This window comes from Nannocystis bainbridge, from assembly GCF_028368995.1.
Classification (GTDB): Bacteria; Myxococcota_A; Polyangia; order Nannocystales; family Nannocystaceae; genus Nannocystis; species Nannocystis bainbridge.
Genome location: NZ_JAQNDL010000001.1, coordinates 579,872 through 605,124, shown reverse-complemented (window position 1 = coordinate 605,124; position 25,253 = coordinate 579,872). Strand labels below are relative to the sequence as shown.

Genomic DNA, 25,253 nt, shown 5'->3' with positions numbered 1-25,253 from the left:
GAGCACGCGCGATGGGCCGCTCAGCGGCAGGTCGGCAGCGCGCCGGTCGACGCCACGCTGAACGACACGATCTGCGCCGGCTGCCCGCGGTCGATCGTCAGCGACAGCTTCGCGGTGCCCTTGTCGCACTTGAGGGCGTAGGTCGCCTCGCGCGGGCCGCGGACCTCGAGCGGCTTGTCGAGCACGCAGGTGCCGTGCTCGAACTGGGTGTCGGCGATCGTGTGGCGCAGCGTCGAGCGGCGGAAGCCGGGCGAGAAGCTGGTCAGGAAGCCGGCCTCGTCGAACTGGGCCAGCTGCGGCGCCGCGGCCTCGGCCAGCGCTTGCAGCTCGGGCGCCGGCGTGCCGGCCAGCCACGCCAGCGTGACGCTGGCGATCTTCGGCGTCTTCGCGCTGGTCAGGTTGACCGTCAGCTCGGCGTCGCCGTGCTCGCATTTCGCCCGGTACACGCCCGACCACGGGCTCGTCGCGCGCTTGAGCCCGCCGAGCGTGCAGGCGCCGAGGCCCGCGTGCAGCCACGTCATCTCGGCGGCCAGCAGCTTGGCGTTGCCGGCGGCCGTCCAGCCGTGCGTGCTCCACTCGCCGAACTTCGCCGGGTCCCACGCCGGGAACAGATCGACGATCCGCTGCGCCGCCTCGCCCAGCGCCGGCAGGGCTTGCGGCGCGCGGTTCGCCAGCACCCCGCCCGCGGCCAGTACGCGCTGGATCTGGACCGCGATCCCGTCGGTGTCCGTCCAGCCCGCGTTGGCGAGCACGATGACGCCGACGCCCGCGTGCGGGAACAGTCGGATCGTCGCGAAGTAGCCCTCGAGCGCGCCGTTGTGGCCGACCACGTACGCGGCCTCGCAGTTGTGGCCGACGCTCCACGGGAAGCCCACGCCCGAGGCGCCGCCCTCGATGCCGCCGGCCGCGGCCTCGTCGGCGGTGGTGCGCGCGCGGAAGCTGCGGAGCGCGCGGAGCCGCTGGGCCTCGCGCACGGTCGAGCGCGCGAGCGGGCCGCTCTCGGCGTCGCCGCGCGGCGGCCAGGCGTCGAGCTGGAAGGCGACGAAGCGGGCCATGTCGGCCACGGTCGACCACAGCCCGCCGGCGGCGCTCAGCGCACTGTGACCGCCCGAGGTGGTGGCGACGACCTTGCCGTCGACGACCGCGTGCCCGCGCGTGCGCTGCCCGGCCGGGAGGTCGCTCGCCTGCCACACCGTCTCGTGCATGCCGAGCGGCTGCAGCACGAGGTCGCGGATGACGTCGCCGAACGGCTCGCCGCCGGCCGCGGCGAGCACGTGGCCGAGCAGCACGAAGCCGAGGTTCGAGTACTCGGAGCCGATGCCCGGCGGGCGCACCAGCGACAGCCCGTCGATCGCCTGCATCACCGCGTCGCGGGTGTGCGGCTGGCCGCCGCCGCTCAGCGGCAGGTCGGGGTCGCGCGGCAGGCCGGCCGTGTGGGTGAGGATGTCGCGGACCGTCATCGGCCGCGCGTCGGCGCTGGGATAGACGAGGGTGGCCAGCTCGGGCAGCACGTTCGCCGCGGGCGCGTCGAGGTCGAGCAATCCCTCGTCGCCCAGGCGCAGCGCGGTCATGCCGGAGAACACCTTGGTGATCGAGCCGATCCGGAAGGCGGTGTGGATGTCGACCGCGCCGCCCTCGTCGACGTTGCGCACGCCGAAGCCCTCGCCGAACACCAGCTGGCCGTCGACGACGACGCCGACGGCCAGGCCGATGAGGCGATCGTCGGCGACGATGCCGGCGACGACGTCGTGGATCTTCGGCAGCACGGCCGCGAGCTTCTGCGCCCGCTTGGCGTCGACGAACACCGCCGGCGGCACGTCGTGGATCGCCAGCGCGGGCCCGCTGCGCGCGGCCTCGCCGGCCACGAGGAGGGCCCGGGGCGAGGCCGGCGAACGAGGGCCGTGGGCGCAGGCGAGCTCGAGGACGGCGACGAAGGGCAGGGACGCGAGGCTACGGCGCATCCCGGCGATTATGTGCCGGGCCGCGCGGCCGGAGGTCGCGTCGCTCGCAGCCTGTGCAGCACGCCACCGGCGACTGGCGCTCGCGCGCGCGGCCACGGAGCTCGGGGTCTCGTGCATGCGCTGCCTCAGGCGCTCGGTGGCACTTCGAGGACCACGCGGCGGAACGCCTCCGACAGCTCGTGCGTCGGCGGGGCCTCGGCCGGCTGGGCCGCGCGGACCCGCGTCACCTGCGTGTGCCCCTGCGCGTCGCGCTGCACCGTGTAGAGCCGCAAGTCGGGGTCGTGCAGGTCGAGCGACTCGACGATCGCGGGGTCGTGGGTGGTCACCACGATCTGCTTGCCGTGGCGGGCCGCGAGCGCCAGGAGCTGCCGGATCAGCTCGGCGCGCAGGCGCGGATCGAGGGCCGCGTCGATGTCGTCGATGGCGAACAGCTTCGGCGTGTCGGGGCTGAGGACCACGGCGAAGGCGAACAGCAGGAACAGGAACCCGCCATTGGCGCTGCGCTGATCGAACGCCGCCAGCGGGTTGCCGGCGGCGAGATAGCGGTCGCGGAGCTGCAGGGTCCGCTCGTACGGCGCCAGCGCGGCGCCGACCTCGAGGTCGGCGAACCAGTCGACCAGGTGCAGCAGCTCCTTCAGCTCGGCCAGGCGCGGCGCGTCGGCGGCCAGCGTCTTCAGCAGCGAGAACAGGCCCTCGCCGCGGACCCCGAGCGGCAGGATCTGGCCCTCCTGGGCGAAGCTGCGCAGCGCCGCCGTCTCCGGCGCGTAGATCAGGAACGACTTCAGCGGCTCGAAGTTGAGGAGGAAGATCTGGGCCAGGCGGCCGTCGACGAACTCCGCCAGCTCCGCGTCGCTGATTCGCTCGTCCTCGTCCTGAATCACCGACTTGAAGGCCGCGCGGAAGCTGTCGAGCAGCAGCGTCTCCTTGGGCGAGCGCATGCTCCGCTCGGTCACGACCAGCTTCCAGAAGCTGCGGCGCGACGCCGAGGTCTCGACGTGAAAGCCGACCCGCTCGGCGCCGTGAGCCACGCGGACCTCGATCTTGGTGTCGTCGTCGGCGCCGAAGGCCGCCCGCATCCATCGCGGATCGGCGGCGCGGATGCCCCGGCTGGCGAGGAACTCGTGGTCGAGCTTGTCGGCCAGCGCGGCGCCGGCGAACGCGATCGCCTCGAGGATGTTGCTCTTGCCGGACCCGTTGTCGCCGACCAGCACCGTCACGCGGCCCGGCTCGAGCCGGAGGTCGCGGAGAGACTTGAAGTTCTTGATCTGGAAGTCGGTGAGCACGACGGGCCAGGCTTACCGTCCTGCTGCGCGACGGTCAACGCGCGAAGCAGAGACGCGAACGACCTCCGCGCCGGGAGGCACGGAGGTCGCGGGGCCGCAGCGGCGATCGGTCGCGGGCGCAGACGAGGGGCGCCTGCGCGGCGCTCCGCGTCAGTCGGCGTAGGCGTCCATCGGCGGGCAGGTGCAGACGAGGTTGCGGTCGCCGAAGGCGTTGTCGATGCGGGCCACGAACGGCCAGAACTTGCGCTCGCGGACCCATGGCGCCGGGAAGGCGGCGACCTCGCGCGGGTAGGGGCGGGCCCACTCGGTCGCGGTGACGACGTCGGCGGTGTGCGGCGCCAGCTTGAGCGGGTTGTTGTCGCGCGGCCACTGGCCCTGCTCGATCTTCCGCACCTCCTCGCGGATGGCGATCATCGCGTCGCAGAAGCGGTCGAGCTCGGCCCGCGGCTCGCTCTCGGTCGGCTCGATCATCAGCGTGCCGGCGACCGGGAACGACATCGTCGGCGCGTGGAAGCCGTAGTCCATCAGCCGCTTGGCGAAGTCCTCGGCCTCGACGCCGGCGGCGGCCTTGAGCGGGCGCAGGTCGAGGATGAACTCGTGGGCGACGCGGCCGTGCTCGCCGCGGTAGAGCACCGGGTAGTGGCCCTCGAGCCGCTTGGCCATGTAGTTGGCGTTGAGGATCGCGACCTTGGTGGCGCGCGTGAGGCCGGCGGCGCCCATCATCAGCACGTACATGAAGCTGATCGAGAGGATGCTGGCGCTGCCCCACGGCGCGGCCGAGATCGGGCCGATGGCCTGATCGCCGCCGCAGTCGACCACGGGGTGGCCGGGCAGGAACGGGGCCAGGTGGGCGTTGACGGCGATCGGGCCCATGCCGGGGCCGCCGCCGCCGTGCGGGATGCAGAACGTCTTGTGGAGGTTGAGGTGGCAGACGTCGGCGCCGTAGTCACCGGGGCGGCACAGCCCGACCTGCGCGTTCATGTTGGCGCCGTCGAGGTAGACCTGGCCGCCGTGCTGGTGGATGACGCCGCAGAGCTCGCGGATCTGGGCCTCGAACACCCCGTGCGTCGACGGGTAGGTGATCATCAGCGCGGCCAGCTTTTCGCCGTGCTGGGCGGCCTTCTTGCGCAGGTCCTCGACCTCGACGTTGCCGCGGTCGTCGCAGGCGACGGCCACGACCTTGAAGCCGGCCAGCACCGCGGAGGCGGGGTTGGTGCCGTGCGCCGAGGTCGGGATCAGGCACACGTCGCGGTGGCCCTGGCCGCGGCTCTGGTGATAGGCGCGGATCACCAGCAGGCCGGCGTACTCGCCCTGCGAGCCGGCGTTGGGCTGCAGCGAGACGGCGTGGAAGCCGGTGATGGCCGCCAGCGAGCGCTCGAGGGCGGTGAACATCGCGGTGTAGCCGGCCGCCTGCTCGCGCGGGACGAACGGGTGGAGGTCGGCCAGCTCGGGCCACGACAGCGGCTGCATCTCCGAGGTCGCGTTGAGCTTCATCGTGCACGAGCCGAGCGAGATCATCGAGCTCGTGAGCGAGAGGTCGCGGCTCTCGAGCTTGTGGATGTAGCGCAGCAGGTCGTGCTCGCTGTGGTAGGCGTGGAACACCGGGTGGCTCAGGAACTCGCTCGTGCGCGCGAACTCGCCGAAGCCCAGATCTGTCCCACGGGCCAGGTCGGTGACCTCGAGATTGGTCGGGCCGCCGGCGAACACCTCGAGCAGGGCGGCGACCTCCTCGGTCGTGCTGCGCTCGTCGAGGGCGACGCCGACCCGGCCGGCGTCGATGATCCGCAGGTTGTAGCCGCGGGCCACCGCGCGCGCGTGCACGGCGTCGGCGTTGACGCCCTGGAGCGCGACGGTGAGGGTGTCGAAGAACGGGGCGTCGCCGGTGTCGTGGCCGAGCTTGCGCAGGCCGGCGGCGAGGGCGGCCGTCAGCGCGTGGACGCGGGCGCCGATGCGCTGCAGGCCCTGCGGGCCGTGGTAAACCGCGTACATGCCGGCCATGATGGCGAGCAGCACCTGCGCGGTGCAGATGTTGCTGGTCGCCTTGTCGCGGCGGATGTGCTGCTCGCGGGTCTGCATCGCCATGCGATAGGCCCGCTTGCCGCGGGCGTCGCGGGACACGCCGATGACGCGGCCGGGCAGCAGGCGCTTGTGCTCCTCGCGGCAGGCGAGGAAGGCCGCGTGCGGGCCGCCGTAGCCGAGCGGCACGCCGAAGCGCTGGGCCGAGCCGACGGCGATGTCGGCCCCGAGCTCGCCCGGCGGGCGCAGCACGGTCAGCGCCAGCAGGTCGGTGGCGACCACCGCGAGCGCGCCGGCGGCCCGGGCCTTGGCGACGAGGGCGCTGGGATCGGCGATCCGGCCCCAGGTGTCGGGCAGCTGCAGCAGCACGCCGCAGACATCACCTGTCCCGAAGTCCATGTCCGCAGGGGCAGCCACGCGCACGACCACGCCGATCGCCTCGGCGCGGGTCTTGACGACGGCGATGGTCTGCGGGTGGCAGTCGTCGGCGACCACGAAGGCGCGCTTCTTGCCGCCGGCGACGTGCAGGCACATCGCCATCGCCTCGGCCGCCGCGGTGCCCTCGTCGAGCAGCGAGGCGTTGCTGAGCGGCAGCCCGGTCAGGTCGCTGACCATGGTCTGAAAGTTGATCAGCGCCTCGAGCCGGCCTTGCGAGATCTCGGCCTGGTACGGCGTGTACTGCGTGTACCAGCCCGGGTTCTCGAGGATGTTGCGGAGGATGACCCCCGGCGTGTGCGCGGCCGAGTAGCCCATGCCGATGAGCGAGCGCAGCACATGGTTCTGCCGCATCAGCGCGCGGAAGTGGGCCAGCGTCTCGGCCTCGCCGGGCTCGCGGTCGGTGACGAAGCCGTCGCCGAGGTCGAGGTCGCCGGCGAGGCGGATCGAGCCGGGCACGGCCTCCTCGACCAGGGCGTCGAGCGACGACAGCCCGAGCGTCTGCAGCATCGCCGTGATGTCGTCGGGCCGGGGCCCGATGTGGCGGTGGACGAAGGTGTCGGTGGGCGCGAGAAGAGCGGCGATCGGGTCGACGGCGGACATCGGCGGAGCGCATAGTAGCCGCGCGCTCCCCGGGCCCTCAGGCCCCGCAGGCGAGAGTTTGGGCACTCACCGCCACGCGCTCATGGCGTCGACGATCGTGCGCGCCGCCTCGGGCCGGGCCGCGGTGCGCATGGCGTTGCTCATGTCGTAGAGGCGCTCCGGCGCCGCGAGCAGACCGGCGAGCGCGCCGGTCAGCGCCTCGGGCGTCCACTCCGACTCGCGCATCAGCAGCGCGCCGCCGGCGTCGACCAGCGCGCGGGCGTTCCACTCCTGATGGTTGTCGGTCGCGTGCGGGAAGGGCACCAGCACCGCGGGCTTGCCGACCGCGGTGAGCTCCGACAGCGAGGTGGCGCCGGCGCGGCACAGCACCAGGTCGCACCAGGCGTAGGGCGCGGCCATGTCCTTGAGGAAGGCGGCCACGCGCGCGCGCGGCTCGCCGAGGCCGAGCGCGGCGTAGCCGTCGCGTACCCGCGCCTCGTCGCCCTTGCCGGTCTGGTGCCAGATCTCGAGGTTCGGCAGCCGCTCCAGCAGGCCGGGCAGGGCGGCCAGGACGGCGTCGTTGATGGCCCGGGCGCCCTGCGAGCCGCCGAACACGAACAGGCGCGGGCCGTGCGGCGTGGCCGCGGCGGCGGCGGCGGTGGTCTCGCCGGCGGCGACGAGCTGGCCGAGGATCTGGCGGCGGATCGGGTTGCCGGCCAGCACGACCTTGGGCGCGGGGAAGCGGCCGCGGACGTCGGGGAAGGTGCAGAACACCTTGCGCACCAGGCGAGACAGGATCCGGTTGGTGATCCCGGGGATGCTGTTCTGCTCGAGGATGGCGGTCGGGATCCGCAGCATCGACGCGGTCGCGACCACCGGGCCCGAGGCGTAGCCGCCGACGCCGACGACCACGTCGGGGCGCAGGCGGCGGAGCAGGCGGAGGCTCTGCAGCCAGGCCCGCGGCAGGCGCAGCAGCCCGCGCACCAGGCCCGCGAGGCCGCGGCCCTTGATGCCGGCGACGTCGATCAGCTCGAGCGCATACCCGCTCTCGGGCACCGCGCGGGCCTCGATGCCGCGGGCGGTGCCGACGAAATGGACCTCGCCGCCGCGGGCCCGGATCTCCTCGGCGAGGGCGATGCCGGGGAACAAGTGCCCGCCGGTGCCGCCGCCGGCGATCACCACCCGCAGGGGCCGCTCCGTCGCCGCCGCCGCCCCCGTGCGCGCCGGCGCGGCCGGGACCGGGGCCGTCACCGCCTCGCCGTCGCGCAGCAGGATCCGCGGCAGGACGGGGGCTTCGGCGGCGGTGGCGAGCGTGCGGGTCATGGCGCCCGGATATAGACCCATCACTCCGGGGAGGCCAATTGGCGGCGCGTGGCGCTGCCGGTGCGCTTCCAGATGGTGACCAGCTTGTCGACGCGGACCGGGTCCTGCACGAGGTCGGCCAGCCGCTGGCTGTCGAGGACCTCGAGGAAGCGCTCACGCGCCTGCGCCAGCGTGCGCATGAGGCCGCATGCCGGCACGATGGGGCACGCGTTGTGGTCGGCGTCGAAGCACTCGACCACGTGGAAATGCGGCTCGGTGGCGCGGACCACCTCACCCACGGTCACGTCGGCCGGGTCGCGCGCGAGCCGCAGGCCGCCGCCGCGACCGCGCGCCGACTCGACGTGGCCGAGGCGCGCGAGCTGGTGCGCGACTTTGACCAGGTGGTGGTTCGAGATCCCGTAGGCGGCACTGATCTCGGCGACCGGCACCAGTCGGTCCCGGTGCACCGCCAGGTAGAGGAGCGTGCGCAAAGCGTAGTCGGTGAACTGGGTGAGCTGCATGATTTGCGCTGGCCTCGGGGACAGAAAATACGTACCAAGAATACAACTTTTCCGGCGCGCTGCCGGAGGGAGCAAGAGAGCGATGACGAGCCTTTACGACGAGATTGGTGGGGCTGTGGCGATGGACGCCGCGGTCGATATTTTCTACCGCAAGGTCATGGCTGACGAGAGGTTGGCCCCCTTCTTCGACGACGTCGACATGGAGCGCCAGGCGGCCAAGCAGAAGGCGTTCCTGACCATGGTGACCGGCGGGCCGGCGCACTACTCGGGCCGCGACATGCGCCGCGCGCACGCCCACCTGGTGGCCGAGGGCATCGACGACAGCCACTTCGACGCGGTCGTCGGTCACCTCGCCGGCACGCTCAAGGAGCTCGGGGTCGACGACGCGAAGATCGCCCGCGTCGGCGCGATCGCCGAGTCGGTCCGCAACGACGTCCTCGGCCGCGATCCGGCGGTGTGAGCCATGACCGGGCGGATCCGTCGCGGTAACCTCGACCTGGCCCTCGAGCCAGGTGAGACGGCGCTCGAGGGCCTGCTCCGCGGCGGCGTCGCGGTCCCTTCTTCGTGCCGCGCCGGGGCCTGCCAGGCCTGCATGCTGCGCGCGGTCGCGGGCGACCCCGGGGCCGCGGCGCAGCAGGGCCTGGCCCCGGCGCTGCGCGAGCAGGGGTGGTTCCTGTCGTGCATGGCCCGCCCGACCGGCGAGCTGGTGATCGAGGAGGGCCCGCCGCCGGCGATCGGGGCGACGATCGCCGAGGTCGCGCCGATCGGCCCGGCGATCGTGCGGGTCCGCCTCGAGCCCGACGAGGACCTGTCCTATCGGCCAGGTCAATACGTGCAGCTGATCCAGGGCGACCATGTCCGCGCCTACTCGCTGGCGAGCTCGCCGGCCGACGGGCGCGCGCTCGAGCTGCACGTGCGCGTGCACAGGTTGGGCCGGGTCAGCCGCTGGCTGGCGGCGGCGGCCCCCGGGACCCGCGTCGGCCTGCGCGGCCCGGCCGGAACGTGCTTCTACACCGAGGGCCGGCCCGAGCAGCCGATGCTGCTGGTCGGCACCGGCACCGGCCTGGCGCCGCTGCGCGCGATCGTCCACGACGCCCGCCGCCGCGGCCACACCGGGCCGATCTCGCTGGTCCACGGGGCCCGCGACCCGGACGGGTTCTACCTGGTGGACGAGCTCAAGGGCATGTCCGATGGGACAGGAGCTTTCAGCTATGTCCGATGCGCCATGTCCGGAGAGACAGGCGGCGAGATCGAGGTCGGCGACCTGGCCCAGGTGACGCAGCGGCTGTTCCCGAACCTGAAGGGCTGGCGGGTGTTCCTGTGCGGCAGCCCCGACCGGGTCACTGCGTTGAAGAAGCAGAGCTTCCTGCGCGGCGCCGGGCTCAAGGACATCAGCGCCGACGCGTTCCTGACCGCCGAGATGCCGCCGCCGCCGCTGCGCACGCCGGCCGCTCGCGCGACGTGAGGGCCGCGCGTACGTAAATCTGTGAGCGCGCTGTCGCTGCGGACGCCGGCCGCTCGCGGGACGGGAGGCGGCGCGTCCGTGACTCGACGGGCGCGCTGTCGCTGCGGACCCCGGCCGCTAGCAGGACGGGAGGGCAGCGCGTCCGCAATCTGTGAGGGCTGTTGCGGCGGACGCCGGCCGCTCGCGGGACGGGAGGGCGGCGCGTCCGCAAATCTGTGAGCGCGCTGCCGCTGCGCCCGCCGGCCGCTCGCGCGACGTGACGGCAGCGCATCCGCAAGTCTGCGGGCGCGTCACCGCTCGCGCGTCCGCAGGGGCGCGCTTCACCGCGGGACCGATCGCCCGCAGCCGGGCGTCACAGGCCCTGCTCGACGCAGTAGAGGTGCGCGGTCAGGTTGCACGAGTGCAGGCCGCAGCCGAGGGTCCAGCGGCCGTCCTTGACGCTGCACTCGCCGACCTCCGCCTGGAAGGGGCCGCCGCTCCAGTCGTTGCAGTCGTCGTCGAGGCCGACGCCCATCGGCGACGTACGCGGGGCTCTGGCCCATGAATGTCCATAGCAGGCCCATCGGCGATGAATCACCATAGGGGACGATCAGCCGATCGGGGCCGGGCGGCGGGAACTGGGTCGGGATGGCCTTGCAGAGGCCGTAGACCAGGAGGTAGCAGCCGAGGTAGAGCCGCAGATAGGCGCGGGTGCGGTCGAGCAGGCGGTCCCAGGCGACGCCGCGGCCCAGCCGGGCCGGCCAGGCCGCGGCCAGCGGAATGGCGATCACGGCGAGGCAGACCAATTGCACGTAGTCGAACATGGTGTCCCCGCTGCCGGTGGCGCGGGGGACCGCCTCGACCGCGAACACCACCGCGCCGACCCATGTCACCACGGCCTGCCACGCGACGCCGGGGACCGCCACCAGCATGTCGAGGCCGGGGATGTAGTTCAGCGGGAAGGGGGCGACGTAGAGCAGCAGATAGGCCAGCAGCCACCGCTGCGGGAAGGTCGAGGCCGGGAGCGCAGCGCAGGGGGGCTCGAGCATGTCCGAGCATAACGCCGAGGGCGGGGGACCGGCTTCGCGGACGGACGCGCTTGCAGGCGAGTGGCCGGGATTCGCCTCGGGCCGTGGGAGCACGGGGGGAACTGCCGACAGGAGACTCTCCGGGGCGAGGCGGTCGCCGACGCCGACCTGGGCTCGCGCGTGCGAGCGCCGTCCCGGCCAGGCCCGGCGAGCGCGACCGCGTCGGCGCCGACCCCGACAGGCGCGGCGATCGCAGTCTGTCGGCGCCCCGGAGCCCGTTCGGACGAAGATCGAAAAAAAGTTCGCGGGGCCGGGAACCTCGGCGTGGCGGGCCCGTGGAACGGGGAGAACCAAGGAGACGCGACCCCATGCGCACGATGATTTCGCTTCTGATGCTCACCACGATCGTGACCGCGGCCGGCCCGGCGCGCGCCGACGACGGCTCGCTCTACCAGACCCTGATCCGCCGAGTCGTGCGCGCCCACATGCCGGAGGTCCGCACCTGTTACAACGAGGGCCTGGCCCGCAAGCCGGCGCTGGCCGGCAAGCTGACGGTGAACTTCGAGATCGGCAGCGACGGCCACGTCCTCAACAGCGAAGCCGTGGACTCGACCCTGGCCGACCCGAAGGTCGAGGCCTGCGTGGCCGCGGCGGTGCGCAGCTGGCTGTTCGTCCGCCCCGACGAGGGCACGTTCAAGGCCAGCTATCCGTTCGAGTTCGCGCCCGGCTGAGGGCTCGCTGTCAGCCGCTGGCGGTCTCGTCGATGCGGCACAGCAGCCCTTGCTTGGGGACCACGGCCCCGACCGCGGCGTCGATGGATACGACGACGCCGTTCGACGGCGACGGGATCTCGACGTCGGCCTTCGAGGTCCCGACCTCCAGGAGCGTCTGGTCGCGGGTCACGACATCGCCTTCGCGTACGAACCACTGCGTGACCGTGCCCTCGGACACGGACTCTCCCAACTGAGGCATGACGACATCGATCATCGGATCGATGTCCTAACATCCTGTCGGGACGACGTGAATCAGGCGCAGCCGCAGCAGGCGACGCCGGCCAACCGCGTGGGCGCCCGTAGGCGCCCGTGGGCGCTCGGGCAGCGGCGCTCGCTTTCTTCGCTGCTGCGCGCGGGACCTGTCATTCTCGAGGCCGCAGCGGAGGCGCCTCGACATGGGACATCATGACACCGCGGATCGCGTTCAGATCGTCGGCCGGAGCAGCTCGCATTTCACACGACTGGCCCTGATCTTCGCCCACGAGCTCGGCGTGTCGTTCGAGCTCGTGCCGGTCCACGACATGACCGAGACCGATCCGGCGATCTACGCCGGCAACCCGGCCCTGAAGCTGCCGATCTTGCGACGCGGCGGCTCGCCGGTGTTCGGGGCCGAGAACATCTGCCGGGCCCTCGCCGAGCTCGCGGACCCGCCGCGGCGCGTCGTCTGGCCGGAGCAGCTGGGCAGCGATCTGGCGCGCAACGCCCACGAGCTGGTGCGGCACGCCATGGCCGCGCAGGTGCAGCTGATCTTCGGCACCGTGGTCGCGCAGCTGCCGGCCGACAACCTCTACTTCGTCAAGGCGCGCGAGGGCTTCGCGGGCGCGCTCGCCTGGCTCGACGAGCACCTCGCGCGGGTGCTGGAGTCGTTGCCCGCGTCGCGCGAGCTGAGCCTGTTCGAGGCCTCGCTGTACTGCCTCGTCGATCACCTGACGTTCCGGGCCACGCTGCCGCTGCAGCCGTACCCCGCGCTGGTCCGGTTCGCGCAGGAGTTCGCCGCGCGACCTTCGGCGCAGCGCACCCCCTATCGATTCGACGCGCCGCCGGCGAATGCCGCGAGCTGATCGGGAGCCGGCGAGGCGACGCGGGTCGAGCGGCCCGAACTCGCCTCTCCTCGCTTCTTCCACCGCAAGTGTAGCGCTTCGTGGCCGCGCCGGGGCGCCCTTTCGGGCCTCCGCCGATCTTCGCACTGTCACAAAGCGCCAGCGCGAATGGGGGTGGACTGCCTCGCTAGCCGCGTTATGCTCTCGCTCCTTTTGCGAAGGGAGTGCGCGGATGGGCCACTACGTGGTGAATTTCGAGGAGATCGATCGGACGCAGGTCGCGGTTGTCGGCGGCAAGGGCGCGCATCTGGGGGAGCTGTCGCGGCTCGAAGGCGTGCGCGTGCCCGCCGGCTTCTGCGTGACGACGGCGGCGTTTCAGCGGGTCGTGGCGCCCTCGATCGCCGAGTCACTGGCCCGGCTGGCGCGCTTGCAGCCGGACGATCGCGCGGCGATTCGGGCGCTCGCGGCGGAGATCCACGCGATCGTGGAAGCCATCACCATCCCGGACGAGCTGGCAACCGCGATCACCGGCGCGGTGGTTCGGCTCGGCGAGCGCGAGGCGTACGCCGTCCGCTCGAGCGCGACCGCGGAGGACCTGCCGACGGCCTCCTTCGCCGGCCAGCAGGACACGTACCTCAACATCGTCGGGCCGGCGGCGATCGTGGCGCACGTCCGTCGCTGCTGGGCCTCGCTGTTCAGCGAGCGGGCCGTGGTCTACCGCCAGCGCAACGGCTTCGATCACCGCAAGGTCGGCATGGCCGTGGTCGTGCAGCGCATGGTCTTCCCGCAGGCCGCCGGCGTCCTGTTCACGGCCGACCCCGTCACGTCGCACCGCAAGGTCGTCTCCGTCGAGGCCAGCTTCGGCCTCGGCGAGGCCCAGGTCTCCGGCCTGGTGAACCCGGACATCTTCAAGGTGTTGGGCGGCGATATCGTCACCAGGACGATCGCCTGCAAGCAGTTCGCCGTCGTCGCCGCGCCGGTCGGCGGGACGCAGGCGCAGGCGGTCGCGCCCGAGCGGCAGCGGCAGCCGGCGCTGACCGACGCGCAGGTGCTACGGCTCGCGCAGCTCGGCCGGCAGATCGAGGCGCATTTTGGCCGCCCGCAGGACATCGAGTGGTGCCTGGTCGACGACGAATTTTCGATCGTGCAGAGCCGGCCGATCACCACCCTGTTTCCCATCCCCGAGGCGGGCGACGGCGACAACCACGTCTACGTCTCGGTCGGCCACCAGCAGATGATGACCGACCCGATGAAGCCGCTGGGGCTTTCGCTGTTTCGCCTCGCTGCGGCCGGGCCCATGCACGAGGCGGGCGGGAGGTTGTTCGTCGAGGTCACGCGGGGCCTCGCCGCGCCGACGAGCCGGGCCAAGCTCCTCGAGGTCTTCGGCCGCTCCGACCCGCGGATCCGCGACGCCCTGCGGTCGATCTGGGAGCGCGGTGATTTCATCCGCGCGCTCCCGGACCCACCGCCCGCCGCGGCGCCGGCTGGTGGCGCGCCGGCCCCGATCGACACCGACCCCGCCATCGTCGCCGGGTTGATCGAGCGCAACCAGGCCTCCATCGCCGCCCTGAAGCGCGACATCCACGGCAAGACCGGCGCGGCGCTGCTCGAGTGCATCCTCGCCGACATCCCCGAGCTGAAGCGGCGGTTGTTCGATCCGCAGGGCCATCGCGTGCTCATGGCCGCGTTCGAGGCCACCTGGTGGCTCAACGAGCAGCTTCACGCGTGGCTTGGCGAGAAGAGCGCCGCCGACATCCTCACGCAGTCCGTCGCCGACAACGTCACCTCGGAGATGGGGCTGGCGCTGCTCGACGTCGCCGACGTCATTCGCCCGTATCCGGAGGTGGTGGCGTTTCTCCAGCGCGTCGAGCACGACGATTTCCTGGCCGGGCTGGCCACGCTCCCGGGCGGGCCGGAGGCGCGGGACGCCATCGTCGCCTACCTCGACGCGTACGGCATGCGCTGCGCCGGCGAGATCGACATCACGCGGCCGCGGTGGAGCGAACGCCCCGGCATGCTCGTGCCGGTGCTCCTGGGCAACATCAAGAACCTGGGGCCGGGCGCCGGCGCGCGGCGCTTCGAGCGAGGGCGGCAGGAGGCGCTGAAGCGATCGCAGGAGCTGCAGGAGCGCCTGCGGGCCCTGCCGGACGGGGAGCGCAAGGCCGAGGAGACCCGGCGGCAGATCGATCGCGTGCGCACCTTCATCGGCTACCGGGAGTACCCGAAGTACGGCATGATCTGCCGCTTCTTCGTCTACAAGCAGGCGCTGGTGGAAGAAGCCGGGCGCCTGGTGCAGGCCGGCGTGCTGCGGGCGCTGGACGACATCGACTACCTCACGTTGCCGGAGCTCCTCGACGTCGTGCGCACGCATCACGTCGACGCGGCGCTGCTCCGCCAGCGCAGAGAAGCCTTCGAGTCCTATCATTCGCTCACGCCGCCGCGCGTGCTCACCTCGGACGGCGAGGTCGTCGCCGGGGCGTACCGATCCGACGGATTGCCGGCCGGCGCGCTGGTCGGCTTGCCGGTGTCCGCCGGCACGATCGAGGGGCGGGCCCGCGTCGTGCTCGACATGGCGCGGGCCGATCTCGAGGCGGGCGACATCCTCGTCACCGCGTACACCGACCCGAGCTGGACGCCGCTGTTCGTCGCCATCGCCGGGCTGGTGACGGAGGTGGGGGGCTTGATGACGCATGGGGCCGTGATCGCCCGCGAGTACGGCCTGCCGGCCGTCGTCGGCGTGGACCAGGCGACCCGGCGGATCCGCGACGGGCAGCGGATCCGCGTGCACGGGACGGATGGGTACGTCGAGATTTTGCCCTGATCGAGCGCCCGATCGTAGTCGACCGGGCTCGCAGCGAATCACAGCAGTCACTGCAGCGGCGCGCGCACGATCACGTGACGCTCGCCGAGTGATACGGACGATCACGGCAGTCACAGCAGCGGCGCGCACGATCCCGTGACGCTCGCCGAGTGATACGGACGATCACGGCAGTCACTGCAACGGCGCACGATGTGGTGCTCGCCGAGTGACTCGGGCGATCATGGCAGTCACCGCAGCGGCGCGCGCACGAGCACGTGACGCTCGCCGAGCCGTTGCAGCGCGCGCAGGGCGGCTTGCCGCACCGCCTCGGCCGGGCGCTCCGCGTGACGCGCCGCGGCCTCGTCGAGCAGCGCCGCCACCGGATGGCCGTCGCCCGCGGCTGTGGCCAGGCGGACGAGCTCCTCGTTCATCACGTGGGCGCGGGCGGCGGTCGCTCCGCGCCGGGGCGTGAACACGATCACCGTCGCGGCCGGCTCGAACCGCGCCTCGGGGCCCTCCGCGGCCAGGCGGTGCACCGGGTGAGCGAAGCGCTCGACGATCACCCCGGGCGCGAGCGCGACGCGGTCCTCGGCGCTCAGCGGCGCCGCGCCGAGGCCGGGCGGCTCGGTGATCTGCATCTCGAGCAGGCGCTCGAACGCGGGCGCGGCGTCGTCGTCGGTCGTCTCGGCCCGCCACATGCATTCGTCGTAGCGCACCAGCTCGCGCACGTGGGCCGGCCACGGCGCGACCAGCAGGCGGCGCAGGAACTCGCCGAAGTACGCGACGTCCTCGGCCGGCGCGCGCCAGCGGAAATCGAACTCGCGCGCGAACGCAGCCAACAGCGCCGGCTCGTGCGCCCGCAGGTGCGGCGCGGTCGCGGCGAACAGCTCGAGGAAATACTCGAGCCGCTTGTGCACGAGCATCTGCCCGAAGCGCTCGACCTGCGGCATCAGCCGCCGGCCCAGCTCCAGCACCGCCGCGCGCTCGCGGTCGTCGAGGTCGCGGCCGTGCAGGCCAGCCTCCTCGCCCGCCGCCAGCGCGGCGCGCAGCGACGGATCGGCGTAGAGCTCGCTCAGGGTCCGCTGCAGGCCCTCCAGGGACATCGGGTTTGCCTCCTCGATCACGCGGCGCAGCCGCTTCACCACCGCCGACACGTCCGGCGCGGCGAACCGCCCGGTCACGAACTCTCGCCCGCGCGCGCCGATCGCCCGCACCTCGGCGGGGTCGTCGAGCACCCGCGCCAGCGCCCGCCGCACCTGCGCCGCGTCGGCCGGATCGTCGATCACGAGCGCGTGCACCCCGTCGACCAGATCGGCGCGCCGCTGCGTCTTCGATCGCACCTCCTCGGACACGATCAGGCAGCGGCCGCACGCGAGGATCTCGAACCCGACCTGCGGCGTGTGGATGGCGATCGGGAACCGGTTCTCCAAAAAACACACGGCGGTGCACGTGCGGATGAACCGCGGCACCATCCAGTGCGGCAAGAACGGCAGCGCGTACGTCGACTCGGCGATGCCGGCCTGCGCGACCGCCTGCTGCAGGGCCGTGACCGCCGGCCCGCGCGCGCCGACCAACGTCAAAAGATTGAAGCGGCGACCTTGGGCCGCGAGCTCGCCGAGCGCGGCGACGACCTCGAACATGCCCTTGTAGCCGCTGACCTTGCCGTAGATGCCGAACGTCGGCAGCGCGGGGTCGAAGCGCCGGGCCGGCCGGGGCCACGGCCCGCGCTCGCCCGCGGCCTCGTCGAGCAATGCCTCGACGTCGAGCTTCGGCCCGTCGGGCTCGAAGCCCGCGCTGGCGTATGCGGCGAGCGGCACCGCGAACATGTGCGCGTGCGCGACCCCGACGCGCTCCAGCGTCGGCCGCAGGAACGGCGCGGTGACCACCAGGCTCGCGTGGCGGAGCACGTCGAGGTAGAGGTTCTGGCGCGCCGGCAGCTGCGCCAGCCCGGCGATGTCGCTGCCGGCGTGGCGGACCGCGTAGGGCACCCCGGTGAGCTTCGACGCCAGCGCCGCCGCGACCCCGTAGGGCTCGAGGTACGCGGCCCAGATCAGATCGCAGGCGTGCTCGCGGACCACGTCGCGGGCCAGCGCCGCCAGCTTGCTGACGTACGGGTTGGCGTACGGGATGTAGTTGCCCTCGAGCCCGGCCTCGTCGCTCGCGTGCAGGCGGACGAACCCGCCGCCGGGGTACTCGCCCTCGAGGTGCGGGCGCTCGGCCGCCGGCAGGAACATGCGATAGTCGGACGCGGCCTCGAGCGCGTTGGTGACGACGTGGATGCGGTGACCGGCGCGCGCGAAGTTGTGCGCCAGCCAGTAGCTCTGCTGGCTGACGCCGCCCTGGATCGGCGGGAACTTGACGATCATGCAGAGGGTCAGCGGTGTCACGAGGCGACCTCCAGGGGCGTGGCGAGCGAGCGCATGCGATCGACCTCGGCCAGCAGCGCTTCGTACGGCGGGAAGTTGGCGTCGCGCTCGATGACGGCGGTGGTCGGGCGCACGCGCGTGAAGGTGTACGCGAGCAGGTCCCACAGCTCCTGCTGGATGTCCTGGTCGTGGGTGTCGGCCAGCTCGCCGTGCTCGTAGCGGCCGAAGCCGACGGCGTGGATCATCTGCACCGCCTCGGCCGGCAGCGCGGCGATCGAGGCCCGCGGGCACTGACCCGAGTTGCGGGCGTTGATGAAGACGTTGGTGACGTCGAGGTGGATCCCGCAGCCGCACGCGCGCCACACCTCGGCGGCGAAGCGGGCCTGGTCCCACTGCGCGCCGGGCAGTGAGAACGGCTCGGCGATGAGCTCGAGGCAGATCGGCACGCCGAGCAAGCGCCGCGCCGCGGTAAGGTTGTTCACGACGACCTCGAGCGCCTGCTCGCCGTACCAGATCGGCGTCAGGTGCCCGAGGTCGCGCCCGCCGGCGTAGGTGACGGCGAAGTGGTCGCTGTAGACCCGCGGCTGGACCAACTCGACGAAGCGCGCCAGCCCGTCGAGGTAGGCCTGCGGCGGGCGCTCGACCGAGCCGATCGACAGCCCGACGCTGTGCCCGATCAGCGCGTAGCGCTCGCGCAGCGCTCGCACGTCGTCGATCCGGCCGGGCAGGCGCGGGTCGAAGGACTCGGCCATCAGCTCGAGCACGTCGGGCCCGCGCGCCGCCTCGCACAGCGCGGCGCGATACTGCCGGCGATAGGCGAAGCCGACCAGCGGCGGCGGCGTCACGCGACCTCCGGGGGCCACACGATCGGAAATTCCGGGCCGCGTAGCGGCTCGCCGGCGACGAGGGCGAGGTCAGGCAGCAGCTCGCGCACGCGCGGGTTCTGCAGGATGTCGCCCTCGCGCGGCTGGTACACGCAACCGTCGGCGAAGTAGCGCAGCGCGAGCGCGCGGCGGCGGGTCCCCGGCGTCGCGTTGCCGCCCGACGCGTGCACCGTCAGCGGGTGGTGGACCAGCACGTCGCCGGGCCGCAGGTCCCAGTACATGAACGACGCCTCGCGGATCTCCTCCGTCTCGGGCGGGGCCGTCGCGCCGTCGCGGGCGAACCGCCAGCGCTTGGCGACGCGACCCCAGCGGTGCGAGCCGCGGGCGTAGACCACCGCGCCGCTCTCGCGGGTGACGACGTCGAGCGGCACCCACATCGTCACCAGCGCGTCGCTCGCGACCGGCCAGTACGGCAGGTCTTGATGCCACGGCATGCTCTCCTGGGTGCGCGGCTCCTTGACGAACAGCTGGTCGAAGAAGAACCCGACCTTCGCCGCGCCGAGCAGCTCCGCGGCCAGCGCGGGCAGCGGCGACTCGCGCACGAACGCGGCGAACTCGGGCTCGCGCAGCCACAAGAAGAAATCGTTATAGAAGCGACCGGGTCGGTCCGGCGGGGTGTAGTCGACGGCGATCGAGCCGGGCGCGGCGAGCACCCGGTCGATCGCCGCCTCCAGGCGGGCTTGCCAGCTCGCCGGGATGACGCCGCGCAGCACCGTCGCGCCGTGGTCGCGATACTCCGACAAGTTGTCCGGTGGAATCGTCATGGCGTGGTGGTGGCGGGCGCCCTGGTTCAGCCCGCCTGGCCCGGGGTCCAGGTCCGGCAGATGATCACGCAGCAGCTCATGCCGTTGGCCTCGCTCGGCGGGGCCAGGGTCTCGAGCTGGAACAGGTCGTGGATGTGGGCCGGATCGATCTCCTTCACGCCCTCGACCTCTTGAATCGTCTCCTTCATGTCGCTTCTCTCCTGTGTGTTCGGGTCCGCGGAGCTGCCTGTGTCGAAATACAAGGACACGCTCCGTATTCGTGGCACCTCGTCCCCGGGTCCCGGGCGATCGTGCGCGTGGATGTTCGATAATGCGTGGCGGCGGGACATGCCGTGCGTGCGCCTCTGTCGGGATGACAGGGCGTGCTCGGCGATGTCGCAGCGAAAAATCCGTGATTTTTACATGCTTCATTTCGCCCGCGACGGGTCGAGCGCGCTGCGGCTTGACGCGACGGCGCGGCCGCGGGTACGAGCGCTGAGTGGTGGTGCCAATGCCGGAGTCGTCCTATGTCCTCGCGCCCGCGTGCGTGTTTCGCCCCGGGCCTGACGCGACGGTCGTCGCGCTCGTCGGTCGGCGCGCCTTCTCGCTGGCGCCGCGGGTGTTCCAGACGCTGGCCGCGTTCGCCTGCCCGCGCACGATCGCCGCGGCCCACGCGACGCTCGCCGAGTTCGGCTCGCCTGCCGAGCTGGCGGCGACGGTCGCCGGCCTGGTCGCCGAGGGGTTGCTGGTCGACGAACGCACGCCCGCGGTCGCGCCCGCGGCGTGGCCGACGTCGCTGGTCGAAGCGCTCGACCCGGCCGCGCTGGCGCGCAAGGACGACATCGCCGCCCAGCTGGCCGCCGGGCGGGCCGTGGTCATCCGCGACGCGCTGCGCCGCGACCTCGCCGAGCGGGTCGGCGCGGCCCTCGACGCCGCCGTCCGCTGGCGCGCCGTCGAGGCGTTCGGCAGCTCGCCGCATTATCGACACCACGTGCTCGACGAGGCCGACCCCGCCGGCCCGACGATCGCGGCCAGCCGCGCGCTGTTCGGCGCCGCCGCCAGCCGCGAGCTCGCGGCGGCGCTGTCGGGCCGCGACTGCGGCGGTCCGCTCGAGCTCGGGGCGACGCGCTACGTCGCCGGCGACTTCGCGGCGCCGCACGCCGATCACAAGCTGGCGCGCGCCGTCGCGTTCGTGTGGCACCTCGCCCGCGACTGGGACGCGGCCTCGGGCGGTCAGTTCGTGTGGGGCCCGAGCGGCGCGCAGGTGGTGCCGTCATTCAACACGCTGATCGTGTTCAACGTCGCGGCGGAGACCGTGCACGCGGTCACGCCGGTGTCGCCGTACGCGCGCGGCAAGCGATTGAGCGTGACCGGCTGGTGGAGCCATGGCGCAGCCACCGACGAGGCGCCGGAGCCCGCCGGCTTCGCGCGCTGGGGCGTCGGCGCGGCCAGCTACGGGGCCCAGCCGCTGGCGCTCGACGCGGCGCGCGGCCTGCTGGCGCTGTGAGGTGGGCGCGACGCGAGGCGCGTCGCGTCGCAGAGCGCCGGGGCAGGGGACACGGGCCCCGGCGTACGCGGCCCGCGGCTTGAGGGGGGCCCCGGAGTGGGCAATACTCCGGCCGCCGCGAATGCCTCGCCCTCGACGTCTCACGATTTCAGCCCATCTGGTGGCGCTGGCCCTCGCGGCCGGCGCGTGTCGCCTCGCCCCCCCGGCGCCGCCCGGCAAGGACGTGCAGGCGCACGCCGAGGAGGAGGCGACCGGCCGCGCGCTGCGGGCCGCCGAGTGGCAGGCCCACGAAGCTGTCCAAAAGGCCAGGGAGGCCGAGGTCGCGGCGGCAAAGGCGTTGCGGGCCGCCGAGAGCGAGGCCGACGCCGACGCCGAGACGCAGCAGGGCGACGGCGAGCGCTACACGGCGGCGATCGCCGAGGCCCGCGCAGGCGCGGTCGGCTGCACCCTCGCACCAGGGCGCCTGACCGCGCTGCGGCGCCTGCTCGGCGCCTACGTGTCCGAGCCTGCGCGTGACGCCGCGCTCGCCGGGCTCGAGCCGTGCCGCAAGGCGGCGCTGAAGCTGCGCCGCACGCACCACGAGACAGCCTTGCGCGACCAGCCGCGCGCGGCGGCCAGGGACACGGTCGAGGCGGCGCTGCGCGACGAGGGCCTCGCCGATCCGTGGGTCCCGGTGCCGGCGGGGACAAAGCCCACACCTGGCCAAAAGGACAGCTCGATCGATCCCGCCGTGGTGAAGCTGCGCGGCGAGGCGACCGCCGCGGCGCAGGCGGTGGACGCGGCCGAGGCCGACCTCGAGCGCGCGCAGCAGGGCGTGGCCGCCAGCGCCGCCCGGCAGGTCAAGCTCGGCGAGGCCGACGAGGCGCGCGAGGACGGGTGGCGCCGCGAGGTCCAGCAATCCAGCGGTCGTTACCTCGCGGTCGCCGGCGCGGCGGGGGTGGGGGCCCTGGCGGGGCTCGGCGTCGGTTTCTTCTTCATCGCCCGCGGCGACGCGATCGAGTCGGGCAAGCGGCCGTACCCGACCCGCTTCGAGCGCGAGGACGCGGCCAGGCACGCGCGCACGAGCAGCCTGATCGGCTTCGCCGTGGCGCTGCCGTTCGCCGTGCTCGGGGTGGTGGCGGCCCACTACGGGCTGCGTCGTCGCGCGGTCGGCCAGCGGCGGATCGCGGTGACGACGGACGGGCTGATGATTCGCTTCTGAGCGCCGCACAGAGGTGTGGCCGCCGGCGCGGCCGCGGCGGGTGAATCGCACGAGCGGCCCGGGCCGCTGGGCGTCGCTCGAGCGCTCGCCCGCGAATCACAGCACCCGCGAGGCGGCGGCGGGCCCGCAAGTCCGGAGGGGTCCGCCGCACATCCCGGCCAGGGACCGCGCATTCGCCCGTCTACGCCGCCGCGGGTGGACGGAACCGCGCTCCGCGGCACACCCCGGGCGTGGACCAGCAGGGCCTCACACCGCCGGCGCGTTCGTTCCTCGCCTCGCAGGAGCTGCTGCAGCGCGCGCGCACGCTGATCCCCGGCGGCTATCACCTCTCCGGGCGGCCGCTCGTGACCCCCGCCGATTCGCCGATGTACTTCGCGCGCGGCGCCGGCTGTCGCGTGTGGGACGTCGACGGCCACGAATACATCGACTACGTGATGGCCTTCGGCCCGCTGCTGCTCGGCTACGCCCACGAGGAGGTCGACCGCGCGGCCTTCGAGCAGGCGCGGCGCGGCAACCTGCTGACCCTGAATCACCCGCTGCACCTGCGCTTCGTCGAGCGGCTGGTCGCGCGCCTGCCTGGCGCCGACATGGGGGCGTTCTTCAAGACCGGCTCCGACGCGACCACGGCGGCGCTGCGGCTGGCGCGACGGGCCACCGGTCGGCGTCGCGTGGCCCGCTGTGGTTATCACGGGTGGCACGATTGGTGCCTGCCGCTCGCCGATTTCGTGCCCGACGGGCTCGAGAGGCAGGTGCTCGAGTTCCGCCCCGACGAGCCCGAGTCGCTGCGCGAGCTGCTGCGCGCGCACCCGGGCGAGGTCGCGGCGGTGATCCTCGCGCCGGAGATGATGCCCGCGTCGCGGCCCGAGCTCGCGCGGCTGTTCGCCGAGCACGCGCGTGAGCACGGGGCCGTCTTCATCCTCGACGAGATCAAGACCGGCCTGCGCATCCGCCCGGGCTCGTTTCAGCAGTGGGCCGGCGTCGTGCCCGACCTCACCACGCTCAGCAAGGCGCTCGGCAACGGCTGGCCGGTCGCCGCGGTGGTCGGGCGGCGCGAGGTCATGCGGCACGGCGCCGAGCTCCACATGTCGGCGACCTACCACGGCGAGACCACCGGCATCGCGGCGGCGCTCGCCACCCTCGATGTGCTCGATCGCTACGCCGTCACCGATCACGTGTGGCGGCTAGGCGAGCGCCTCATCGCCGGCCTGCAGGCGGCCGTCGACCGCGCCGGCGTGCCGGCTCTGGCCTACGGCGAGCCGCTGCCGCCGATGCCGTTCCTGCGGTTCACCCACGCCGATCTGCGGGTGCGCGACGCCGTCGCGGCGACTTTTTACACCGAGATGGTCCAGCGCGGGATCTTGCTGCACCCGCGTCACCTCTGGTTCGTCAGCGCCGCCCATACCGACGACGACATCGATCGCACCCTGCGCGCCGCCGAGGCCGCGCTGGCCGTGGTGTGCGAGCGCCACCCCGGCGCGCTGGGCCGGCCGGACGGCGATTGACAGCGGCGACAACCCAGCGGCGCGTATGACCCGACCCTCTTCCAACAGCGCCGTGGCCCCGTCGCGCCCCGGCTATCTGCGGCCGATGCTGCGCCGGGGCGACGACACCTGGGCCAGCCTCGACGGCGCCTGGGACTTCGCGCTCGATCGTGAGGCGCGCTGGCGGCACCCGCGGGAGGTCGCCTGGAACCGAACGATCCAGGTCCCGTTCGCTCCGGAGACCGAGCGCAGCGGCGTCGGTGAGCACGGCTATTACGCCGCCTGCTGGTACCGCCGCAAGGTGACCCTCCCGGCCGCGGCCGCCGGCGAGCTGCTGTTTCTCCGCTTCGGCGCGGTCGACTACGCTGCCACGGTGTGGATCGACGGCGCCGAGGTCGCGACCCACGTCGGCGGCTACACCCCGTTCTCGGTCGAGGTGACCCGGCTCGGCGGCGCCAGGAAGCCGATCGAGGTCGTCGTGTGCGCCCTCGACGATCCGCACGACCTCGCCAAGCCGCGCGGCAAGCAGGACTGGCAGGAGGTGCCGCACTCGATCTGGTATCAGCGCACCACGGGGATCTGGCAATCGGTGTGGATCGAGCGGGTCCCCGCCGTCCACCTGGCGCACCTGCGCTGGACCTCGAACCTGTTCCGCTGGGAGATCGGCTTCAGCAGCACGATCGTCGGCGTCGTCAGCCCGGATTACAGCCTGCGCCTGCGGCTGTTCTCGGGCGACTGTCTGCTCGTCGAGGATCGCTACCAGTGCCAGCACCACGAGATCCACCGCCGGATCCCGCTGTCGGATCCCGGCATCGACGACGCGCGCAACGAGCTGCTGTGGTGCCCGGAGGCGCCCAACCTCATCGAGGCGGAGGTCGATCTGATCGGCCCCGGCGGCGCCGTCGTCGACGCCGTGCGCAGCTACACCGCGCTGCGCACGATCGGCGTGCACCGCGACCAGATCTTGCTCAACGGCCGCCCGATCCGCCTGCGCATGGTGCTCGACCAGGGTTATTGGCCGGAGACCGGGCTCACCGCCCCGGACGAGGCGGCCTTGCGCCGCGACGTCGAGCTCGCGCTGGCCATGGGCTTCAACGCGGTCCGCAAGCACCAGAAGATCGAGGACCCGCGCTACCTCTATTGGGCCGATCGCCTGGGCCTGCTCGTATGGGAGGAGATGCCGAGCGCCTATCGCTTCACCCGCCGCTCGGTGCAGGCGCTCACCCAGGAGTGGATGCAGGTGCTGGAGCGCGACAGCAGCCACCCGTGCGTCGTCGCGTGGGTCCCCTTCAACGAGTCGTGGGGGGTCCCCAACCTGCCGGACAACCCGTCCGAGCGGCACTACGTCACCGCCCTGTACCACCTGACGAAGACCCTCGACCCCAACCGCCCGGTCGTCGGCAACGACGGGTGGGAGAGCGTCGCCACGGACATCGTCGGCATCCACGACTACGAGGTCGACCCGGAGCGCATGCTGTCGCGCTACCAGGCGCCCAACGTGCGCCACAACCTGTGCGAGCGCGAGCGCTTCGGCGGCCGCGAGCTGGTGCTCGGCAACTTCCAGGAGTTCAACCATCCGGTGGTCCTGTCGGAGTTCGGCGGCATCGCCTGCTCGCCTGACCGCCGCAGCACCTGGGGCTACAGCCGCAGCGACGACGCGGCCGACCTCGAGCGCCGGCTGCACGCGCTGTTCTCGGTGGTCCGCGCCCAGGACATCCTCGCCGGCTATTGTTATACGCAGTTCGCCGACACCTATCAGGAGGCCAACGGCCTGCTGTACGCCGACCGCACGCCGAAGCTCCCGATCGAGCGGATCGCCGCGCTGAACGGCCTCGGGCCGCCGACCCCGCACGACGACCACGGGCGCCAGGGGCAGGAGGTGTAGC

At 72.8% G+C, this 25,253-nt stretch carries 20 protein-coding genes; 9 read left to right on the top strand and 11 right to left on the bottom strand.

Annotated features, from left to right (window positions below; translation table 11 throughout):
- Positions 1–20 precede the first annotated feature (20 nt).
- From POL25_RS02390 to POL25_RS02370, 5 genes are all read right to left on the bottom strand, one after another.
- Positions 21–1,961 (bottom strand): serine hydrolase domain-containing protein, encoded by a 1,941-nt coding sequence (locus POL25_RS02390; RefSeq protein WP_272084147.1) that lies wholly within the window; start codon positions 1,959–1,961, stop codon positions 21–23.
- A 125-nt stretch (positions 1,962–2,086) separates the two neighbouring features.
- Entirely contained in the window at positions 2,087–3,244 is a 1,158-nt protein-coding gene (locus POL25_RS02385) for an AAA family ATPase (protein ID WP_272084146.1), read from the bottom strand.
- Positions 3,245–3,394: 150 nt separating this feature from the next.
- Positions 3,395–6,298 carry an aminomethyl-transferring glycine dehydrogenase gene (gene gcvP, locus POL25_RS02380; RefSeq protein ID WP_272084145.1) on the bottom strand — a complete coding sequence of 968 codons (2,904 nt, stop codon included), beginning with the start codon at positions 6,296–6,298 and terminating at the stop codon, positions 3,395–3,397.
- Between the two features lie 66 nt (positions 6,299–6,364).
- Positions 6,365–7,600 carry an undecaprenyldiphospho-muramoylpentapeptide beta-N-acetylglucosaminyltransferase gene (gene murG / locus POL25_RS02375; protein WP_272084144.1) on the bottom strand — a complete coding sequence of 412 codons (1,236 nt, stop codon included), beginning with the start codon at positions 7,598–7,600 and terminating at the stop codon, positions 6,365–6,367.
- Between the two features lie 20 nt (positions 7,601–7,620).
- Positions 7,621–8,100 carry an RrF2 family transcriptional regulator gene (locus POL25_RS02370; protein ID WP_272084143.1) on the bottom strand — a complete coding sequence of 160 codons (480 nt, stop codon included), beginning with the start codon at positions 8,098–8,100 and terminating at the stop codon, positions 7,621–7,623.
- Between the two features lie 82 nt (positions 8,101–8,182).
- Here POL25_RS02370 and POL25_RS02365 point away from each other — a divergent pair, with 82 nt between their 5' ends.
- Positions 8,183–8,560 carry a group I truncated hemoglobin gene (locus tag POL25_RS02365; protein WP_272084142.1) on the top strand — a complete coding sequence of 126 codons (378 nt, stop codon included), beginning with the start codon at positions 8,183–8,185 and terminating at the stop codon, positions 8,558–8,560.
- 3 nt (positions 8,561–8,563) lie between these two features.
- Positions 8,564–9,565, top strand: a complete 1,002-nt coding sequence (locus tag POL25_RS02360; protein WP_272084141.1) for a 2Fe-2S iron-sulfur cluster-binding protein — start codon at positions 8,564–8,566, stop codon at positions 9,563–9,565.
- Between the two features lie 320 nt (positions 9,566–9,885).
- Here the strand turns inward: POL25_RS02360 and POL25_RS02355 are convergent, their stop codons facing one another.
- Positions 9,886–10,593 carry a hypothetical protein gene (locus POL25_RS02355; RefSeq protein ID WP_272084140.1) on the bottom strand — a complete coding sequence of 236 codons (708 nt, stop codon included), beginning with the start codon at positions 10,591–10,593 and terminating at the stop codon, positions 9,886–9,888.
- 371 nt (positions 10,594–10,964) lie between these two features.
- On the opposite strand from POL25_RS02355, the gene POL25_RS02350 reads away from it, so the two are divergent.
- Positions 10,965–11,303, top strand: coding sequence for an AgmX/PglI C-terminal domain-containing protein (locus POL25_RS02350; RefSeq protein ID WP_272084139.1), 339 nt, complete (start codon positions 10,965–10,967; stop codon positions 11,301–11,303).
- 10 nt (positions 11,304–11,313) lie between these two features.
- On the opposite strand, the gene POL25_RS02345 is transcribed toward POL25_RS02350, so the two are convergent.
- Positions 11,314–11,559: a biotin/lipoyl-containing protein gene (locus tag POL25_RS02345; RefSeq protein ID WP_272084138.1), complete on the bottom strand. Its 246-nt coding sequence runs from the start codon at positions 11,557–11,559 to the stop codon at positions 11,314–11,316.
- 181 nt (positions 11,560–11,740) lie between these two features.
- On the opposite strand from POL25_RS02345, the gene POL25_RS02340 reads away from it, so the two are divergent.
- Positions 11,741–12,406, top strand: a complete 666-nt coding sequence (locus POL25_RS02340; RefSeq protein ID WP_272084137.1) for a glutathione S-transferase family protein — start codon at positions 11,741–11,743, stop codon at positions 12,404–12,406.
- A gap of 211 nt (positions 12,407–12,617) precedes the next feature.
- Positions 12,618–15,206, top strand: coding sequence for a rifamycin-inactivating phosphotransferase (gene rph / locus POL25_RS02335; protein ID WP_272084136.1), 2,589 nt, complete (start codon positions 12,618–12,620; stop codon positions 15,204–15,206).
- 227 nt (positions 15,207–15,433) lie between these two features.
- Here the strand turns inward: rph and POL25_RS02330 are convergent, their stop codons facing one another.
- Genes POL25_RS02330 through POL25_RS02315 form a run of 4 tightly spaced genes read right to left on the bottom strand, consistent with a single transcriptional unit; the run spans position 15,434 to position 19,387 of the window.
- On the bottom strand, positions 15,434–17,572 hold the full coding sequence (locus POL25_RS02330) for a glycosyltransferase (RefSeq protein WP_272084135.1): 2,139 nt from the start codon (positions 17,570–17,572) through the stop codon (positions 15,434–15,436).
- A complete protein-coding gene (locus tag POL25_RS02325; RefSeq protein WP_272084134.1) occupies positions 17,569–18,396 on the bottom strand; it encodes an MbnB/TglH/ChrH family RiPP precursor modification enzyme in 828 nt (275 codons plus the stop codon). The genes POL25_RS02330 and POL25_RS02325 overlap by 4 nt, the downstream gene beginning before the upstream one ends.
- Positions 18,393–19,199: a phytanoyl-CoA dioxygenase family protein gene (locus POL25_RS02320; protein WP_272084133.1), complete on the bottom strand. Its 807-nt coding sequence runs from the start codon at positions 19,197–19,199 to the stop codon at positions 18,393–18,395. The genes POL25_RS02325 and POL25_RS02320 overlap by 4 nt, the downstream gene beginning before the upstream one ends.
- Before the next feature lie 26 nt (positions 19,200–19,225).
- Positions 19,226–19,387, bottom strand: coding sequence for a hypothetical protein (locus POL25_RS02315; RefSeq protein ID WP_272084132.1), 162 nt, complete (start codon positions 19,385–19,387; stop codon positions 19,226–19,228).
- A 302-nt stretch (positions 19,388–19,689) separates the two neighbouring features.
- Here POL25_RS02315 and POL25_RS02310 point away from each other — a divergent pair, with 302 nt between their 5' ends.
- From POL25_RS02310 to POL25_RS02295, 4 genes are all read left to right on the top strand, one after another.
- Positions 19,690–20,685 carry a 2OG-Fe(II) oxygenase family protein gene (locus tag POL25_RS02310; protein WP_272084131.1) on the top strand — a complete coding sequence of 332 codons (996 nt, stop codon included), beginning with the start codon at positions 19,690–19,692 and terminating at the stop codon, positions 20,683–20,685.
- A 160-nt stretch (positions 20,686–20,845) separates the two neighbouring features.
- Entirely contained in the window at positions 20,846–21,886 is a 1,041-nt protein-coding gene (locus POL25_RS02305) for a hypothetical protein (protein WP_272084130.1), read from the top strand.
- A gap of 230 nt (positions 21,887–22,116) precedes the next feature.
- Positions 22,117–23,388: an aspartate aminotransferase family protein gene (locus POL25_RS02300; RefSeq protein ID WP_272084129.1), complete on the top strand. Its 1,272-nt coding sequence runs from the start codon at positions 22,117–22,119 to the stop codon at positions 23,386–23,388.
- A gap of 85 nt (positions 23,389–23,473) precedes the next feature.
- Complete coding sequence (locus POL25_RS02295) at positions 23,474–25,252, top strand: glycoside hydrolase family 2 protein (protein ID WP_272084128.1); 1,779 nt, start codon at positions 23,474–23,476, stop codon at positions 25,250–25,252.
- Position 25,253 lies beyond the last annotated feature (1 nt).

Excerpts from the sequence above, each read along its gene's own strand:
- POL25_RS02370 (WP_272084143.1), bottom strand. The coding sequence starts at position 8,100 with ATGCAGCTCACCCAGTTCACCGACTACGCTTTGCGCACGCTCCTCTAC.
- POL25_RS02295 (WP_272084128.1), top strand. The coding sequence starts at position 23,474 with ATGCTGCGCCGGGGCGACGACACCTGGGCCAGCCTCGACGGCGCCTGG.
- POL25_RS02315 (WP_272084132.1), bottom strand. The coding sequence starts at position 19,387 with ATGAAGGAGACGATTCAAGAGGTCGAGGGCGTGAAGGAGATCGATCCG.
- POL25_RS02355 (WP_272084140.1), bottom strand. The coding sequence starts at position 10,593 with ATGCTCGAGCCCCCCTGCGCTGCGCTCCCGGCCTCGACCTTCCCGCAG.
- POL25_RS02345 (WP_272084138.1), bottom strand. The coding sequence starts at position 11,559 with ATGATCGATGTCGTCATGCCTCAGTTGGGAGAGTCCGTGTCCGAGGGC.
- POL25_RS02320 (WP_272084133.1), bottom strand. The coding sequence starts at position 19,199 with ATGACGATTCCACCGGACAACTTGTCGGAGTATCGCGACCACGGCGCG.
- murG (WP_272084144.1), bottom strand. The coding sequence starts at position 7,600 with ATGACCCGCACGCTCGCCACCGCCGCCGAAGCCCCCGTCCTGCCGCGG.
- rph (WP_272084136.1), top strand. The coding sequence starts at position 12,618 with ATGGGCCACTACGTGGTGAATTTCGAGGAGATCGATCGGACGCAGGTC.
- POL25_RS02360 (WP_272084141.1), top strand. The coding sequence starts at position 8,564 with ATGACCGGGCGGATCCGTCGCGGTAACCTCGACCTGGCCCTCGAGCCA.
- gcvP (WP_272084145.1), bottom strand. The coding sequence starts at position 6,298 with ATGTCCGCCGTCGACCCGATCGCCGCTCTTCTCGCGCCCACCGACACC.
- POL25_RS02350 (WP_272084139.1), top strand. The coding sequence starts at position 10,965 with ATGCTCACCACGATCGTGACCGCGGCCGGCCCGGCGCGCGCCGACGAC.
- POL25_RS02365 (WP_272084142.1), top strand. The coding sequence starts at position 8,183 with ATGACGAGCCTTTACGACGAGATTGGTGGGGCTGTGGCGATGGACGCC.
- POL25_RS02390 (WP_272084147.1), bottom strand. The coding sequence starts at position 1,961 with ATGCGCCGTAGCCTCGCGTCCCTGCCCTTCGTCGCCGTCCTCGAGCTC.
- POL25_RS02310 (WP_272084131.1), top strand. The coding sequence starts at position 19,690 with ATGCCGGAGTCGTCCTATGTCCTCGCGCCCGCGTGCGTGTTTCGCCCC.
- POL25_RS02340 (WP_272084137.1), top strand. The coding sequence starts at position 11,741 with ATGGGACATCATGACACCGCGGATCGCGTTCAGATCGTCGGCCGGAGC.